Raw genomic sequence first — 16,439 nt, forward strand, 5'->3', positions numbered from 1 at the left:
TAATCAGACCTTGATGGAGCTTGAGAAAGCCGCTCTATCGAATGTCTGAATTCAACCGTGCCTGTTATAAGTGTTCGTTATTATTTGTTATTCTCAAAAACGCGTAGAACTTCGTCGATCGCATAGTTGTCTGCGAGTGGAGACATGCCCAAATTGAACCATTCCTTACCGGCCATCGTATAAACGTGATTGTTTTTGACGGCAGTCATGCTTTTCCAAATCGTGCTGTTCAATAATTCCTGATAGCGGCTCTGAATCGCATCATCGAACTCATTATTAAGCTGCAGGATGATATGGTCTGGATTGTATTCGGGCAGCTTCTCCAAAGAGATAGATAGAGAAAGCTCCGTTTGCGGGAAATTTTCAACTGGAGTTAAGCCAAGCTGCTTATGAATAAAGCTGCCCCGATCAATCGTTTCTCCATAAATAACGAGTTCCTTGTCCATAACCATCACGTACATAACAGTCTCGTCCCCAACAAGGGTGTCCAGCTTCTGCTTAGCCTCGGTTTCTTTGGTCTGCAAATCGGTAATAACCTTCTCTGCTACCGTTTCTTTGCCAAGTACTGCAGCAATATCTCGTAGCTCATCCTTCCAGTTATCACGCTCCGGCAGAAGGATAGTAGGAGCGATCTTCGATAGCTGATCATAATCCTTATCGGACCACCATGTCGGAGCTATAATCAAATCGGGCTCTTGTGCCAGAATCGCTTCAAAGTTGGGCACTTTGGCAATGCCCATCTTCAAGGTATCTTTGAAGGCTTCTTCCAAATAGGAAGGGAATTCATCATGGTAGTTTTGTACAGCTACTGGTGTAACACCAAGTGCATACAAAAACTCAGGATATACGACGGAAAGTCCAATGACCCGTTTAGGATCGGCTGGAATCGTTATATCACCTTTTAGGCTATTGACGACCCGCTCTGCCGCAGGCGCTTCTGTGCTCGGCTGGCTGGAAGGTTCAGCTGTTGCATTTGTGTTGTTCGTTTCTGTTTTCGCTGCTGCGCAGGCTGTGCTTATCAGCACTAACAAGATCAGCATCAATCCCATTAGTAAGCGTACATTTCTTTTCATTCTGTGGTGCCCCTCCTGTAAAACTAATTTATTAATGACTACCTCGCATTAAAATTGATAATCATTATCATATAAGAGGAGTATAGTTGAAATTGTTACTTCGGCATATTGACGATAAAGACATTTTTTTATGTACGATCCCGCCAAAGCTTCAACACTTCATCTAATATAAGATCATGGGTAAAAGCTGTATATTCGATCCAAGGGTATGAGGGGAGGAAAATCAATCGTCCTTCCCGGACGGCATTCAGACTTCGCCATTGATCGGACAGCATAAGCGCCTGCCAGCTCGATTGCGACAAAGGGTCCTCATCGATGAGGAGTAAGAGCCGATCAGCGTCCAACTCCTCAAGCTGTGCAGCACTAATCGGCTGATCTGTCTGCATATGATCGTCAGATCGTGCAGATCTCAACTGCAAATCATCATAAAAAACAGTGGCGATGCTTCTTCTGCCCAATGCGGTGTAACGCTCACCTGAGATCCTTAGAATGAGCAGACGCTCATTGCTGTTTACACCTTTGATCTGTTCGCTTACAAAGCGGGCTTTGCGTTCATAGTTTTCCAGCCAAGTCTCCGCAACCGAGCTTTTTCCCAGAAACTGAGCAATTAAGCGCAAATGCGTGCGCCAGTCATTTCCCGTCCAAGGCACAAAAAACGAGGGAGCGATTTCTTGCAGCAATGTCTGCTCCTCGGTGGATATATGTAGGTCTGTGCCGATTATGAAATCGGGGACGGCAGCACGTAATTGTTCTATCTTGGTGGATGGGAGGGTACTCAAAGGCAGAACAGCGCTAGATTCATACTTCCTCCGGTAGTAATCGGTCCATGGATGATCAGCGGGTGCAGCGCTTGGTGTGGCATGAAGGGCAAGGAGCTCTCCAATGATTAAGGAATGGTAAGCTACGATTTTTTGTTTGCTGTTTTTTATAAAAGCAGCTGGCGGCAGGCCTGATATTTGTTTGAATTTGCGGCGGAAATAAATATCATCTTGATAGCCTACATGTCTTGCAATATCCCGGATTCGGTACTGTCCGCCAGTTCGCATCAACTGCTGTGCCTGCTTGATTCGGTAGGCCGCCAAATAATCGATAGCGCTGCATCCATATCTTTTTTTGAATAGACGCATGAAGTGACGGGAGCTAATTCCTGCTACTCTAGCCAATTGCTCGATGGTTAATTCCTGCTGATAGTGCTGCTCGATATAAGTCTTCACATGCTCAAGCGCTGCGTCCGAGTCGGTTTCTTGGTCAAGGAGAGCATCCTGCAGCAAGGTATGGAGTATTTCTTGGAAAAGGATTTGTGCGCGGAAGCGGTTTAGAGGTTCATCGTCCTTCACGTACCGACAGATGGTATCGCACAACGCACCGATTGAGACTTGGGATGTCGGGATTAGTTCACCGATTACAGGAAAGTGATTGCTTTTTTCGGACGAGCTCCTGCTAGTTAAGGAAACACCATCATCCTTCATCACATCGAATCGCATGAAATAAAAACCCCGTTCATCAAACGATTGTGCTGCTGCTTCAATAAGCTGACCGGGAAAGAACACGTATAGACTGCCCTCCCGCAGCTCAATAAATTGTCCGTCGATGGTTAGCATGCCATGGCCGCTTGCGGCGAATATAATCGTATGCGCTTCAATAAATTGAAGCTTGAGACTCCATTCTTTCGATTCGTGCTTTATATGCTCGGCTTCTCTAAGCTTGAAGCACATGCCTTCAAGCGAGCCGTATGCTGCAGTTTTTATGGTCTTATTCGTTGAAGTCAATCAAGCTCACCACCCTTGTTGCTAGCTAAGGATTATTCTAGCTCACAATGCATTTCATCGCAATTTTTGGGCGGCAGAATGCTAAGGGAGCTATGACTGAACTGACAAGTGGAAATAGCCGATATCATGCATTTTGTTTTATAATAAATGATATAAGTTGTGAGGTGTATGAATGGAATGGTTAGAAACGATCCGCTTATGGAACCAAACACCCATTAGAGTATGGGATATAAGGCATGTTGTGTTGAAGCCGTGGGCGGAGCTGCGTTCCTACCGTCTTCCTGCGAATACGTTTCTCGTTTCCAGTCAGGGGGAAGCACGCATACAGCTGGATGGCATGAATCTGTCTTCCGAAGGCTGCCAGGTGTTCCACTGTGGTCAAGGTTCCGTTCTGAACTTGTGGGGCTTGAACCGCCCATTTGAATATTATTTGATATTATATAAACCGATGCTTAGGTTGAAGAGTGATGTATTGCTTGTCCAAGAGGAGCATCAAGCCTCCTTCAAACGACAATACTCGTTCCGGGCAAGCGAGCCTATTGCCTTGCTTTCGCTGCTTGAGCGAATGCATCACTATTGGACAAACGGCAAAGAGCTGGAACGGCTGCAAGTGACAGGGCTGTTCTATCAATTCGCATATGAACAATTCCGGCAGCTGCAGCTCGAGGGCGCTGAGCTTGCGGAGCCTGATCTAGCTATGCAGATCGCGCAATACCTTCATGAGCATTACCAGCAGTCGATTCCGATGGAGACAATGGCCAATGTGTTTCATTATAGTACTCATTACCTTGCAAGGGTGTTCAAGCGCAAGTTTGGAAACAGCCCGATGGAATATCAGGTTCAACTACGTATGGACAAGGCCAAAGCGTTAATGATCGAAACGGATATTCCCATCCGCACAATAGCGGAGAGTGTCGGCTATACCGATATTTATTATTTCAACCGGCTATTCAAGAAGCAGACCGGCGCTACGCCAGCGCAATTCAAAATGTATAGACCGGGACCCAAAGGTTCAATTCGTACGAATTTTATGCCCGAATCGTTCATTGCGCCTCAAGCAGGGGAAAGCTATAGTGTTAATAGTGATAATCATTATCAACATAATGCTTGGAGAGTGGATGAAATGAATTTGAGATTTAAACCTTCTTTTGCAGTAACCTTGTTATTCAGTCTTTCTTTGTTATTAGCCGCATGCGGCGGTGCTGGGGCTGAGGTGCAGCCGACTGCTCAAGCAAGTAATGAGCAGAAGAATGAATCCGCGAATACGGTGTCTTCCGAGAAAAGAATGTATAAGGATGCTTTGGGACGCGAGATTGAGATTCCAGCTGACCCGACCAAAGTTGTTGTTGTTACATATGGCGGATATTTGCTGCCGTTAGGCTTGAAACCAGTTGGCGTTGATCAAGCAACCTTGGAGCATTATCCAGAAGATATGGTCGATGTCGTGAGCATTGGCAGCGGTCTAGGCAATGCAGAGGCGATCTCTGCGTTGGAACCTGACCTGATCATCGTGCCTGATTACCATAATCCAGAGTCCTATGCATCCTACGAGAAAATTGCGCCGACCATTGCAGTAGCATGGGGTGGCGACCCGAACGTCATCGATACACTTCGTACGATGGGCGATATTATGAATCGCAAGGATGAGGCTGAAGCGTGGGTCGCTAAGTTCGAAGAGAAGCTGCAGCGGATTCGCGACCAGATCGACATTAATATTAAAGAGGGGACTACCGCCATCACCTTCATTCTATACGAGGGAGAGTTTCTATTAGGCGGCGAAGGCGGTACGCTGGGCAAGCTGATCTACGAGGATTATGGCTTCAAGATGCCCGAGCAGTTCAAGCAGTTTGCGGACGGCGGAACGTCATTATCGATGGAGCAATTTGTGAATCAGCCTGCGGACTATTTCTTCACACAAATGACGGATGAAGAGATGGCGAAGATGACAGAACTGTTCCAAGAGCCGATCTATCAAGCGATTCCTGCGATCAAAGAAAATAGGATCATTAACGTCACCCGTGACAAATGGAACTATGGTCCTTATCTGGTAGATGAAGCAGTTGATGCACTGATCGAGCAGGTAGCGAAGGTGCATAAATAACGAAGTAAACGTGTAAGTGTGGATGTAATGAAGGTGAGCATACAGAGAGAGGCGGGCTGCGACTGGCTTCTCTCTGTATTTTTTGTTTACTGTGAGGGGAAATATAGACTAGCACAATAGCTGTGAATTCATGTAAAATTTGATTAGGAAGCGATACATTAGGTTCACGATGGATATCGTAAAGAATTGTGATAAGGAGAATGGGATATGAGTCAGGAAGTAACCGATTTTATCGAAGCGATTAATGAGCCTTGGCAACGGGATCTGAGCTCTCGTCTGCGTGAGATTGTACAAGGTGCTGTTCCTGGCGTTCAGGAGCGTATTCAGTATAAGAAACCCCATTTCTTGCACAATGGGAAATATGCCGCTGTGATCTCTGTGTCGAAGGCGGCGGTAAGCTTCACTATCTTTAATGCGAGCGGTCTGACACTCCCGGAGGAGCTGTTCGAGGGCCCGCCGGAGAGAAAGACGATTAAGCTGAAGCAAGGACAGTCATTCGATGCTGAGCAATTATCGGCGCTTGTTGGTCAGGCCGTTTCAACACTGTAATAAAAAATCACTCCCCATCGCCTTCATACGCGGATGGGGAGTGATTTTTTATTTAAAATATTGGAATGTATATCCTTAGCGTATACATGCTCTCTAATTCTCGGAAAGAAACGTTCTTCGCCGCCAGAGGATGGCTTCAGCCATTTACGCTTGATAGGTTTTAGCGTTGAATCGGCTCAATCCGATATGAAGAGGCTTCGCTATCCGCATTTCTCGTTCCATCTTGCGGAATGACTTGCCAGCCAAAGGAAAGAACAGCTGCAAGCTGCCGAGCTTCAGCATCTGACAAGGAGGCGATAACTGCCTCGTGACCAGGGTCCAGCAACAGCTCTGCGTCCTGCTTCAGTGCGACGAATATCCAGCTGTGGATACCGCGTATCGTGTTGTACTTAATATGATAGCCTTGTTGTACGGCTTGCTTGAAGCTGTCTGCATTCTCTTTTGCGTAGGCAGTCAATGCCGAATAATCAAAGCGGAATTTGCTCTCATCCGCAGGGAAATCGCCGGTGTTTACTCTGTTGATCAACTCATCATTAGACCAGCCATGCGCTTTGAGCGACTCCAGCATGAGGGCATCCCACTGAGACAGACTTGCTTCAGGTTTCTGTGTAGCTGTCATTACGATTCACTCCTTCTTATGGATAGCTTGATAGGAAGAAGAGACTGCCCGGGTCATCGGGGATGGCCTGTGGCAGTCTCTTGCTTGTATGAACGGTTATTTATTTGCTTGTATTGTAAGCATTAAGAAATTCTTTCACTTTCGCAGCATCAGCTTTCAGCTCTAGTCCTGTGCTAACAAGCGGGCTAAGCGTAGAGATCGCTTTGAATTTGTTGCCACTGTAGTAGGCAAGAATTTCGTCTTGATTAATGGAGTACAATACTGCTTTTCTCAAATCAGCGCTAGTTGCTACCGGACGGTTTTTTGTATTGAATAGCAGATAAGAAACGCCGTTGCTCGGGATCGTTTGCAGCTCAAGCTTGCTGTCGCCTTTTACAACATCGTATTTCGTCTCGGAAACGCCGTAGTAAAGATGAATTTCTCCGCTGCGAAGCGCAGCCAAGCTGCTGTCAGCGTCTTTGATGAAGCGGACTTTGATGTTTTTGATTTTTGGTTCATTTTCTGTGCCTGTCATGTAAGCAGGGTTTTTGTAGAAAATAGCTTCATAATCATTTTTGCTGGATAGAATGTAAGGACCGCTTGCATAAAGCGTATTGTTGTATGCACTGCCTTCCGTTACGGTGTTCTGATCGCCGTATGGAATATCTTTGTTAACGTCGAATTTAGCTACATCATACGTATTAATGCTTTCTACTTGCTTCTTAGAAACGATGCCGGCAGATTGGTGAGCCAAATAGTTCAGTACTTGTGGGAAAGGCTCAGTCGTTGTAAGCTTCACAACTTGGTATTTGCCATCTTTGCTGCTTGCTTGCGTTTTGTCAGAAACAAGTGAAGAGATCGGTGCGCCTAGACCACTCTCAAGTGCAGCTTTCACAGTGTCGCTGCCGCCAGATACTTTAACGCTGTCAAGTGCAGCTGCATCAGTTACGAGCTCAACCTTCTGGATATGCTCGTGAAGCGTGAATGTACGGTGGTCAGGAACAGAGTTTTTATCCTTCGCACGATCTAGGGAGAAGATAACATCGTCCCCGCCAACGCGTTCGCCTGTATCTACTGCCAGCTTGTTTTTGATTTGAGCAAAGTTAATGTTGTCTCTGAGAATGAAGTAGTACTCTGAATTGCCATCAGCAATGGCATGGTTGTAGGATAGGGAGCCGTCAGATGTAATTTTGTCATCATCCGTCAGGTTCACCAGACGAACGTTCATGTTCGTATTAATAATGTTGATCGAGCCGTCATTCCCTTTAATGGGGTCAAGTGAAGTCAGTGTCGGCATTGTAGATTGAAGTACAAGGGCATCCTTGTCACGTTTGGATGTATCATTGAAATCAAGAGCTTCCCAAGGTAGTGAACGGGACTTCGAGATGCGTACGGAATCTTTGTTCAGCACTTCTTTGTTGAACGCTTGCGCCTTCAATGAGTTATATAATGGAGCAATATAAGCTTTGTCGAATACGAGCTGCTGCTCGAATTGTTTGTAGGTCTCCGTATACTCTGCTGGTGTTTGAGCGCCAGCGGCATCAATTAGTGCATCGATTTCTGGATCTGCAAGAATGCTGTAATCGCCGCCTGTTTTGAAGAGCGAGCGAACGGCATAGTCAGGATTGCCTGTTACTGTTGTCCAGCTGGACAATGCGATATCGAAGTTACCTGCGTCTTGTTGGGACTTGAAGCTACCGTAATCGGCTTGGACATTCAGCTTCACATTAAAGCCGTTTTTGGACAGTTGGTCGCGGATAATGTTGATGTCAGCCTCATTGCTGCTCATACCGAGCAATTCAATATCTACCGGGCCGCTATCTACGACAGCTTCTGTTCCTTCAGTAGGCTTTGGGGATTCAGTGACGTCGTTCTTGGTCGTTACACTGCAACCGCTGAGCATAATGGAAGCACTAAGCAGCATAAGAGCGCCAAACTTGGTTTTGTTCTTCATGGTATTCCCTCCAGATATATATTCTTTTTCTATTTTTAACTCACATTCATTCATCGCTCAGTTAGGTTATGGAAACATAGTGATCGACAGAATATGAATGAGTTACGTGTTTATCAAGCAGGCAGTTAGTCCAGTTTCGGGTCTAGTGCATCGCGCAAGCCGTCGCCAAGGAAGTTGAACGAGAGCACGAGCGCAATAATCGCAAGCCCAGGATAGATGGCTGTAAAGGCATGCGTTTCGAGATAGGCGCTGCCGAGCTTGAGGATATTGCCCCATTCGGGAATATGCGGCTCTACGCCAAGTCCTAGATAACTCAAGCTGCTTGTCGAGATGACTGCCGTACCAATCGTAAGCGTAGACTTAACGATCATAGGTGCAATGGAGTTTGGCACAATATGCTTGAACAGAATGGCGCTGTCGCTCGAGCCGAATGCTCGGGCAGCTTGGACATACTCAAGTGTAGAGACAAGCAAGACGTTTGCTCTCATCGTTCTAGCGTAGGTTGGAATAGCACCGACACTCAGTGCGAGAATCAGATTGACGGTGCTTGCACCGAATGCTGCGATAATAGCGATAGAGAGCAGAATGCCTGGAATCGCGTATAGGATGTCCAAGGCTCTCATGATTACGTTGTCCGTATGACGGCCGTAATAACCAGAGATGGCCCCAAGCACGCCGCCGATCACAACGGGAATGAGCGTAGACATCAGTCCGACAACTAGTGATATCCGTGCACCGAACACGATTCGGGAGAAAAGGTCTCTGCCGAAGTTATCCGTCCCGAGTGGGTAAGCCATATTCGGAGACTGTAGAATTAAGCTGTAATTGTTATCAATGGCCATACCATAATCGAATGTTAGATAGCTGGTGATGGACAAAGTCAGCAGAAACAGAATAAAGAGCAGTCCGAGCATGGAAGTCGAGCTTCGTGACAGTCGTTCGACGACCTCTCCGAGCTTAGACCCCGAAGTATGGCCCTTGTCACGGAGCTTAGCTATAAGCAGCAGCCCTAGGAACAGCGCAAACAAATTGCCGCTTACTGAGGTCAGAATAAGAATGAAGGCAACCACCCACATAAAGCGGGGGAGAATTGGCTTATCGGCGTACTTAGCAACGAGCAGTACGACAGCGAGCTGGAGAACGGTGACTATAATCAGCAGAAACATGCCGATTAGAAACCCGTTCGCAACGTAAGGTTTGAAAATATTTAATGCAGAAACTGCGAATACGAGAAGTGTTGTAAGTGCGGCGTATACGGATAGCGTATATGCAGAGCTTTTCTTCACCTTCAGAAGCTGAAACGCAGCGGTTGCTATAAATAGGTTGGCGGACAAGATGCTCAGAAGCAGCACATATCCGAGTAACCTCGTAGAACGCTTAATTGCGCCGAATTGAATAAGATCTCTGCGTATGAGCGACCAAACGGCGAGTTGAAGCAGTGTAAATATGAAATAGGTGAGACTGGCTATTAAGACGACTGGCTTGAATGCTCCCGTGCTTGGTATGTAGCTGTTCAGCAGCAGGACAAGCGCCAGAGCCAAGGACACGATGCCTGAGAAGCTTGCTTGGCCGTATTCTTGGCTGGATTTCAGCCGGAACTGAACTTCTTGTTTGGTGATGGACGGATTCGTCAAAAGTAGCACCTGCTTTAGTATTGTTTCATTTTGGAACGAATTCTCGGATCAAAGAACGCATATAGCAAATCAACAATCACATTTACGATGGAAATCGTAATGGCGGTATAGACAACTCCGCCCATAATGCTTGGGATATCAGGTATGAACTGCTTATCTACGATATAGCTTCCGATACCGCTAATATTGAACACTTTCTCCGTTACGGCTGCTCCGCCGAGCATAGCGCCGAACTGCAAGCCGATAACGGTAATAATCGGGATAAGCGCATTGCCGACAGCATGCTTCCAAAGCACATGTCTGCGAGCGAGTCCCTTTGCTTTGGCAGTCGTAATATAATCCTCATGGATGACCTCGAGCGTGGAAGAACGCGTCATCCTGGCTACAGCTGCTGTCAGTCCAGTGCCTAGTACAACAATTGGCATAATTGCAGACAGCCAATTGTTCGGATTATAAGTAGCGGGCAACCAGGGCAGTTTAATAGAGAAGTTTAGAATGAATATAAGCCCTTGCCAGAAATTAGGAATGGACAATCCGAGCAAGGCAATAAACATAAAGGTATAATCGAGAAAAGAATTCGGCCTTGTAGCAGATATGATCCCGATCGGCAGAGCGATTAGAACAGCAATCAACGTGGCAATAAACGTTAAAGTTAATGTAACTGGAAATTTATTCGCGATTGCTGTTGTTACGTTCTCGTTGCCGGCAAATGATTTGCCAAGATCAAAGGTTAATATGCCCTTAATCGTGTTCCATAGCTGGACAAGGTAAGGCTGATCCAACCCGTAAATATGATTGAAGGTTGCGATTTGTTCCGCAGTTGCTGTCTCCCCCAGCAGATTCGCAGCCGGATTCATCGGCGAGATGTAAAGAATCGTAAAGACGAGGAATGCGACTCCAAAAATAACGAAAATGGCCATGAACAGCCGTTCTGCGATATATTTCACATAAGGATTTGCATAGATAGCCATCAGCAGATACATGGGCAATCCAATAATAACCGAAAGAACCAAGAAGAAAGGGTTCATTGCTAATGAGTGGTAAGTGTCACCGAACGTGATTTTTAATCCGCTTTCTTCAGAAAGGCGTTCTTTTAACTGCACTTGCAGCGTTTCTTCGAATTTCTGTGAAGCTAGCTGCTTTGCCTCCCGAGCCGTTTGCTCTGTATTGACCGTCTGTCCGAAGAAGCGATGCTTGCGCTCCAGTTGATCCTTTGCTTCTAGAAGCAGCTCGTCAAGATAACCCGATTTCAGCAGCTTGTTTCTCGTTTCCTCGACGATGCTTGTATAACCACTTTTAGATTTGAGTAGTAGATACGCCACATAGACAATAATAGTCACGGGTGCTCCCGCAAGCAGAATAAGCAGCCTATAGGTTGGATGTAATAATATTTTGCGGTATGTGGCGGCCAAACGATCAGCATAGCCATTACCCGTTGCAGTAGCGTGCCCTATCAAGCTAGTCCGCTCCTTTTCGTTCAAACTTTTTTAATTGCATTATTCCGATCGATATAGTAGATTTTATTTTAAGGATTGAAAATTGTCAATATCCTTAAATCCTCCTGTTGGAATAACACTTTAATCATTATACAATATATAATAAGCATGAGAAATGTTTTAGTAACTTACTTTTTGAAATCTTTATAACTTTTATTGGAAAATAATAACAATGCGGGTGACAATATGCACACATTACTCCAAGTTAACGACTTATCTGTTTCATTCTTTTCTCATGACAAAGAAGTAGAAGCGGTTCGTCATGTCAGCTTTGAAGTTCATAAAGGCGAGACGCTGGGTATCGTCGGCGAATCTGGGAGCGGGAAGAGTGTCACCGCTAGGACGATTATGAGGCTGCTTCCCTCGCCGCCTTCTATGGTGAAGAACGGTGAGGTTTTATTCCAAGGCCAGAATCTGGCGTACAAATCCGACAAGGAAATGGAGGCTATCCGGGGCCGAGATATCGGCATGATCTTTCAAGACCCGATGTCCTCCCTGAATCCGACGATGCGGATCGGCAAACAGATTGAGGAAAGCTTAATGAAGCATCGGAAGCTGAACAAGCAGCAGGCCAAAGCAGAAGCGATCGAGATGCTGAAGCTCGTGGGCATTCCGAATAGTGAAGCTCGCTACTTACAGTATCCCCATGAATTCTCCGGCGGTATGCGTCAGCGCGTAATGATTGCTATCGCCTTGGCTTGCCGTCCTTCGCTGCTCATTGCGGACGAGCCGACAACGTCGCTTGATGTGACGATTCAGGCACAGATTCTTAATCAGATGAAAGACATACAGAAGCAGCTGGGTACCTCTATTATTTTGATTACACATGATCTTGGCGTAGTGGCGGGCATGTGCGACCGCGTCGTCGTCATGAAAGATGGAGAGATCGTTGAGACGGGAACGACGGAGCAAATATTCGCGAATCCCCAGCATCCATATACAGTGAAGCTGCTGAGCGCCTTGCCGCGGCTCGATGAGAAGAAAAAACCAAAGCCTGCTCCGAAGCTGTCCCGCCCAGAAGATGGCGTGCCCCTGCTCCAGGTAAGGTCGTTAAAGCAATACTTCGATATGGGCAAAGGACAGATTGTTAAAGCCGTTAATGATATTAGCTTCGACATTCGGGCAGGTGAGACGCTTGGCGTGGTTGGAGAATCCGGAAGCGGCAAATCCACGACGGGGCGTACAATACTTCGTCTAAATGAGCCAACAGGAGGCGAGGTTCTATACCGGGGTATTCCGCTGCAGCAATTGAACCGCACGGAGATGAAGACAATGAGGCGGCATATGGGGATGATATTCCAGGATCCCTATGCATCCTTGAACCCGAGGCTGCGCATCGTTGATATTATCGGCGAAGCGCTCGATGTGCATGGGATAGCTTCTTCGAAGCAGGAGCGTCAGCGACGCGTCGAGGAGCTGCTGGAGATGGTGGGCCTGGATGCGTCGCATGCGCTTCGGTATCCGCATGAGTTCTCCGGCGGTCAGCGACAGCGAATTGGCATCGCGCGGACACTAGCTGTTGAGCCGGAATTTATCGTATGCGATGAACCATTATCGGCGCTGGACGTTTCCATTCAAGCTCAGATTGTGAAGCTGCTTGAGGAACTCCAACAAAGGCTTGGACTTACCTACCTCTTTATCGCTCACGACTTGTCCATGGTCAAGCATATAAGCGACCGGGTAGCGGTCATGTACAAAGGCAAGATTGTTGAGCTTGCCGAGAGTGAGGAGCTGTACGCCAACCCGATTCATGCTTATACGAAGTCGCTGCTCGCAGCGATTCCGGTACCTGATCCAAAGGTCGAATCGCAGAAGAAGGCAGTTCCGCATACTGAAGCCGCCAAGGCCGATCCCTACGGGCTGGAGCACTCTACTTTTGTAGAAGTGAGGAAGGGGCACTGGGTCGCAATTGCAGACAATTAAACATTGAGAACGGTCTTCCAATTACAGGAAGGCCGTTTTTTGTTTTGTATGCCTGAGGGGTTGTTTTCTTTACATTTCTATAATAATTGAACATTCTCTCTATAGTTTATGCATAGTCAGTGACGGTCGGCCAGCCCATAATTAGAGCTAGGAATGACAACATTCGACAAGGGGGACGAAAGGTTTGAAACATGCAAAACGAAAGTCTGCTTTACTGTTCATGTGCAGCCTGTTATTCGTGTTGACCGCATGCAGCGGAAACAATGGTAGTACGGAGCAGCCGGATACGGTCGTTAAGGAGGGCGAAGGTTCAAAGAAACAGATTACTCTGACCTTCCAGAATCATTATCCCGATGCTACTGATGTCCAGCACAAGGTAATGAGGCAAATTACGGATGATTACATGGCAGCCAACCCGAATATTAAGATCGAAGTAGATTCCCTGAATATTGACCAGCAAAAAATTAAACTTAAGACGCAAGCGGCATCCAATGATATGCCGGATATAACGGTAGTGAACGCAGCAGCGCAGATGGCGCCATTCGTCGAAGGCGGCAAGCTGGCGCCTCTCAATGATATTTTAGACCGTGATGGTCTCGGTGCAAGCTTCCATAAAGGTATTTTAGATTACTATACGTTCGACGATAACGTGTACGCGCTGCCTGATGGCAACAACATTGCCGTCATTTATTACAACAAAGAACTGTTCGAGCAGGCAGGCGTAGCCATTCCAACGACGTTCGATGATTTGATCAAGGCGGCAGAAACGTTCAATGGAAAACAAATCATTCCCATGGTTGTAGGGGAGAAAGAAACGTGGACCGGCTCCTACTTCTTCATGAATATCCTCCTTCGTCTGGCTGGGCCGGGCTACCTGAGCGATGTTCAAGCGAAAACAAAGGATTTCATGGACCCTGCATTTGTTCAATCGGTTGCGAAGTTCCGCGAATTCATTGAAGCAAAGGGCTTCCAGGAAGGGGCAACCTCCTACGATTATGATTCTGCGGAGAGTCTGTTCACATCCGGCAAGGCGGCTATGTATTTCATGGGCACTTGGGCGACTGGGGCAATGGATGACGCAGAGATTAAAGGGAAGGTCGGTGTATTCCCTTTCCCTACAGTAGACGGTAAAGGTGATCTGGATGAATATATGCTGGGCCCGGGCACAGGCTTCGCCTTGTCAGCGAACAGTGCGCATCTGGAAGAAGCGAAGGATTTCCTTCATTATTTTATGACCAATTATCCGAAGGTATCGTTTGAATTCAAAAACGCAGTTGGCGTGGCACAAGTTGTGCAAGGAGATTTTGCACAAGCCGGGTATTCGCAGCTGGCGATTGACGTACTCGATATTTTTAAGAAGGTAAAAGGCGGAGATATTGCTTTCGATAATACGATGGATCCAAGTACGACACAGACGCATCTTAACAGTATTCAGAATCTGTTCGTATCCTCCATTCCACCGGAAGATACCGCTCGAGAGCATCAGAATGCATTTGCAGCCAACAACCAGTAAACGAAATCAGCTAAAGCAAGGGAGAGGATAATTCGATGCACGCCGCCAAAATTTCAAAACTAACCCTTTCGGTTTTCGTTCTCCCTTGTCTGATTTTATATGTGGTGCTCGTATTCGTACCGATTTCCGTCGCCGCCTATTATTCCCTGTTCCAGTGGAATGGCATCGGAGAGAAGCTGTTTGTCGGCCTGTCCAACTATTCAACGATGCTGGCTCATGATCCTGTCTTTTGGCCATCGGTGTGGAGAACGATTATGTTTGCATTCTTCTCGATGGCTGAGATTCCTATCGCCTTGCTCATTGCCGTGCTTCTGACCCGTTATGTGCGCAAGCCAAATTTCCTCGTTTCGAGTTACTTTCTGCCGGTCATTCTTTCGGTGGTCGTAATCGGACAGCTGTGGAAATCGATCTACAATCCGGCCTCGCTTGGCGGACTGCTGAACAATGCTCTCGATTTTGTAGGGTTAGAATCATGGACGAGAACGTGGCTTGCTGATCCTGAGGTATCGATTTTTGCTTTGTTCTTCGTATCGCTCTGGCAGTATCTGGGCTACCATATTCTGATTCAGTTTACCGGTATTCAGAATATTTCGCAGGAGGTTTACGAAGCAGCCAAAATCGATGGCGCGGACGGTTGGAAAGCAGACCGTTACATCACGTTCCCGCTCGTCGTTCCTGTCTTCAAAATTTCGATGGTTCTAGCCGTAATCGGTTCCTTGAAGGTATTCGACATGGTAATGGTGATGACCGCGGGCGGCCCGGCACATGCGACCGAGGTCATCTCGACCCATATGTACAATAAGACATTTGCGGCGCTAGAGTACGGATACGGGAGCGCGATCTCCATCTTCCTGGTCGTGGAATGCTTGCTGGCAACGGTGCTGCTCAATAAATTGTTCAAAAGCTCCGAAGACAGCATGCAGTAGTTAGTTATCATGTCCGGGAAGCATGGGAAGGAATAACAGGCAGTGAGGTGGACGGAAATGAGAAAAATAGCAGTATGGATATTGTTTTCAATTCTTTTTATAACACAGGTGTATCCGTTAGTATGGCTTCTGCTTTATTCATTCAAGACGAATAAGGAGATTATGTCGGGGCAATTTATGTCGCTGCCAGCTGCACTGCAGTGGGACAATTATACCTCGGCCTATACCGCGGGTCATTATTTGCAATATTTAATGAACAGCCTAATCGTCGTGAGTATTACGCTGCTGTTCACTTTGGTATTAAGTGCAATGGTCTCCTATGCAATTACTCGGTTCAATTGGAAATGGGGCAAGGCAGTCATGCTGTTGTTCTTGATCGGGATCATGATTCCGATTCAATCGACGCTGCTGCCGCTCGTGGTCATATTTAAAAATATTGGCATTCTGAATACGCATCTCTCGCTTATTCTACCGTACATCGCCTTTGCGATTCCGATCGCGGTCTTCATCCTGTCGGGCTTCTTCCGGACGGTGCCTCGTGAAATCGAGGAGTCCGCGAGCATGGATGGGGCGTCGGTTTACCGCATTTTCTTTAACATTATGCTGCCGATTATTGCTCCTCCGCTCATGACCGTAACGATTCTGACGTTCATTGACGTATGGAACGAGTATATTCTGGCATCGACGTTCATCTCTAAAATCAGCTTGAAAACACTGCCTTTCGGGATTTACAGCTTCTTCAGCCAGTATTCAACGAATCATGGAGCGATTGGAGCCTATTTAATAATGGGTGCAATACCAGTTATAACCATTTACTTCATACTGTCTGAAAAAATAACGAAAGGAATGGTTGCGGGAGCGATAAAAGGCTGAAATATCGTGTTATAATGCGAACATTATTCA

Annotated in this window: 12 protein-coding genes; 6 read left to right on the forward strand and 6 right to left on the reverse strand. The window is 46.7% G+C overall.

Annotated elements, in window-relative coordinates:
• Positions 1-80: 80 nt before the first annotated feature.
• Positions 81-1,073 (reverse strand): iron-siderophore ABC transporter substrate-binding protein, encoded by a 993-nt coding sequence (locus FGT79_RS19760; protein ID WP_138754554.1) that lies wholly within the window; start codon positions 1,071-1,073, stop codon positions 81-83.
• A 128-nt stretch (positions 1,074-1,201) separates the two neighbouring features.
• Positions 1,202-2,842, reverse strand: coding sequence for an AraC family transcriptional regulator (locus FGT79_RS19765; RefSeq protein ID WP_138754555.1), 1,641 nt, complete (start codon positions 2,840-2,842; stop codon positions 1,202-1,204).
• Between the two features lie 172 nt (positions 2,843-3,014).
• Between FGT79_RS19765 and FGT79_RS19770 the strand changes: the two genes are divergently transcribed.
• Both FGT79_RS19770 and FGT79_RS19775 read left to right on the forward strand, forming a co-directional pair.
• Positions 3,015-4,943: an ABC transporter substrate-binding protein gene (locus FGT79_RS19770; RefSeq protein ID WP_138754556.1), complete on the forward strand. Its 1,929-nt coding sequence runs from the start codon at positions 3,015-3,017 to the stop codon at positions 4,941-4,943.
• 207 nt (positions 4,944-5,150) lie between these two features.
• Positions 5,151-5,492 (forward strand): DUF1801 domain-containing protein, encoded by a 342-nt coding sequence (locus FGT79_RS19775; protein ID WP_138754557.1) that lies wholly within the window; start codon positions 5,151-5,153, stop codon positions 5,490-5,492.
• Between the two features lie 160 nt (positions 5,493-5,652).
• Here FGT79_RS19775 and FGT79_RS19780 read toward each other — a convergent pair whose 3' ends face one another.
• The 4 genes from FGT79_RS19780 to FGT79_RS19795 all read right to left on the reverse strand — a co-directional run bounded on the left by FGT79_RS19780 (position 5,653) and on the right by FGT79_RS19795 (position 11,135).
• A complete protein-coding gene (locus FGT79_RS19780) occupies positions 5,653-6,111 on the reverse strand; it encodes a hypothetical protein (RefSeq protein ID WP_138754558.1) in 459 nt (152 codons plus the stop codon).
• Between the two features lie 100 nt (positions 6,112-6,211).
• A complete protein-coding gene (locus tag FGT79_RS19785; RefSeq protein WP_138754559.1) occupies positions 6,212-8,044 on the reverse strand; it encodes an ABC transporter substrate-binding protein in 1,833 nt (610 codons plus the stop codon).
• A 125-nt stretch (positions 8,045-8,169) separates the two neighbouring features.
• Positions 8,170-9,678 carry an ABC transporter permease gene (locus tag FGT79_RS19790; RefSeq protein WP_138754560.1) on the reverse strand — a complete coding sequence of 503 codons (1,509 nt, stop codon included), beginning with the start codon at positions 9,676-9,678 and terminating at the stop codon, positions 8,170-8,172.
• A 14-nt stretch (positions 9,679-9,692) separates the two neighbouring features.
• On the reverse strand, positions 9,693-11,135 hold the full coding sequence (locus FGT79_RS19795; protein WP_171056338.1) for an ABC transporter permease: 1,443 nt from the start codon (positions 11,133-11,135) through the stop codon (positions 9,693-9,695).
• A 225-nt stretch (positions 11,136-11,360) separates the two neighbouring features.
• Here FGT79_RS19795 and FGT79_RS19800 point away from each other — a divergent pair, with 225 nt between their 5' ends.
• From FGT79_RS19800 to FGT79_RS19815, 4 genes are all read left to right on the forward strand, one after another.
• Positions 11,361-13,097, forward strand: coding sequence for an ABC transporter ATP-binding protein (locus FGT79_RS19800; RefSeq protein ID WP_138754561.1), 1,737 nt, complete (start codon positions 11,361-11,363; stop codon positions 13,095-13,097).
• 184 nt (positions 13,098-13,281) lie between these two features.
• The gene (locus FGT79_RS19805) at positions 13,282-14,610 is read left to right on the forward strand and encodes an extracellular solute-binding protein (protein WP_246096507.1); all 1,329 of its coding nucleotides are present in this window, start codon (positions 13,282-13,284) and stop codon (positions 14,608-14,610) included.
• Between the two features lie 35 nt (positions 14,611-14,645).
• Positions 14,646-15,536, forward strand: a complete 891-nt coding sequence (locus FGT79_RS19810; RefSeq protein WP_138754562.1) for a carbohydrate ABC transporter permease — start codon at positions 14,646-14,648, stop codon at positions 15,534-15,536.
• A 57-nt stretch (positions 15,537-15,593) separates the two neighbouring features.
• Positions 15,594-16,409: a carbohydrate ABC transporter permease gene (locus FGT79_RS19815; RefSeq protein ID WP_138754563.1), complete on the forward strand. Its 816-nt coding sequence runs from the start codon at positions 15,594-15,596 to the stop codon at positions 16,407-16,409.
• Positions 16,410-16,439: the final 30 nt, after the last annotated feature.

Origin of the sequence: Paenibacillus sinopodophylli (assembly GCF_005930355.1) — a bacterium.
In the GTDB taxonomy this organism is placed as follows: domain Bacteria; phylum Bacillota; class Bacilli; order Paenibacillales; family Paenibacillaceae; genus Pristimantibacillus; species Pristimantibacillus sinopodophylli.

Bases quoted from the DNA above. Each gene is read 5' to 3' on its own strand.
- FGT79_RS19760 (WP_138754554.1), bottom strand. From the start codon at position 1,073: ATGAAAAGAAATGTACGCTTACTAATGGGATTGATGCTGATCTTGTTA.
- FGT79_RS19770 (WP_138754556.1), top strand. From the start codon at position 3,015: ATGGAATGGTTAGAAACGATCCGCTTATGGAACCAAACACCCATTAGA.
- FGT79_RS19775 (WP_138754557.1), top strand. From the start codon at position 5,151: ATGAGTCAGGAAGTAACCGATTTTATCGAAGCGATTAATGAGCCTTGG.
- FGT79_RS19780 (WP_138754558.1), bottom strand. From the start codon at position 6,111: ATGACAGCTACACAGAAACCTGAAGCAAGTCTGTCTCAGTGGGATGCC.
- FGT79_RS19785 (WP_138754559.1), bottom strand. From the start codon at position 8,044: ATGAAGAACAAAACCAAGTTTGGCGCTCTTATGCTGCTTAGTGCTTCC.
- FGT79_RS19800 (WP_138754561.1), top strand. From the start codon at position 11,361: ATGCACACATTACTCCAAGTTAACGACTTATCTGTTTCATTCTTTTCT.
- FGT79_RS19810 (WP_138754562.1), top strand. From the start codon at position 14,646: ATGCACGCCGCCAAAATTTCAAAACTAACCCTTTCGGTTTTCGTTCTC.
- FGT79_RS19815 (WP_138754563.1), top strand. From the start codon at position 15,594: ATGAGAAAAATAGCAGTATGGATATTGTTTTCAATTCTTTTTATAACA.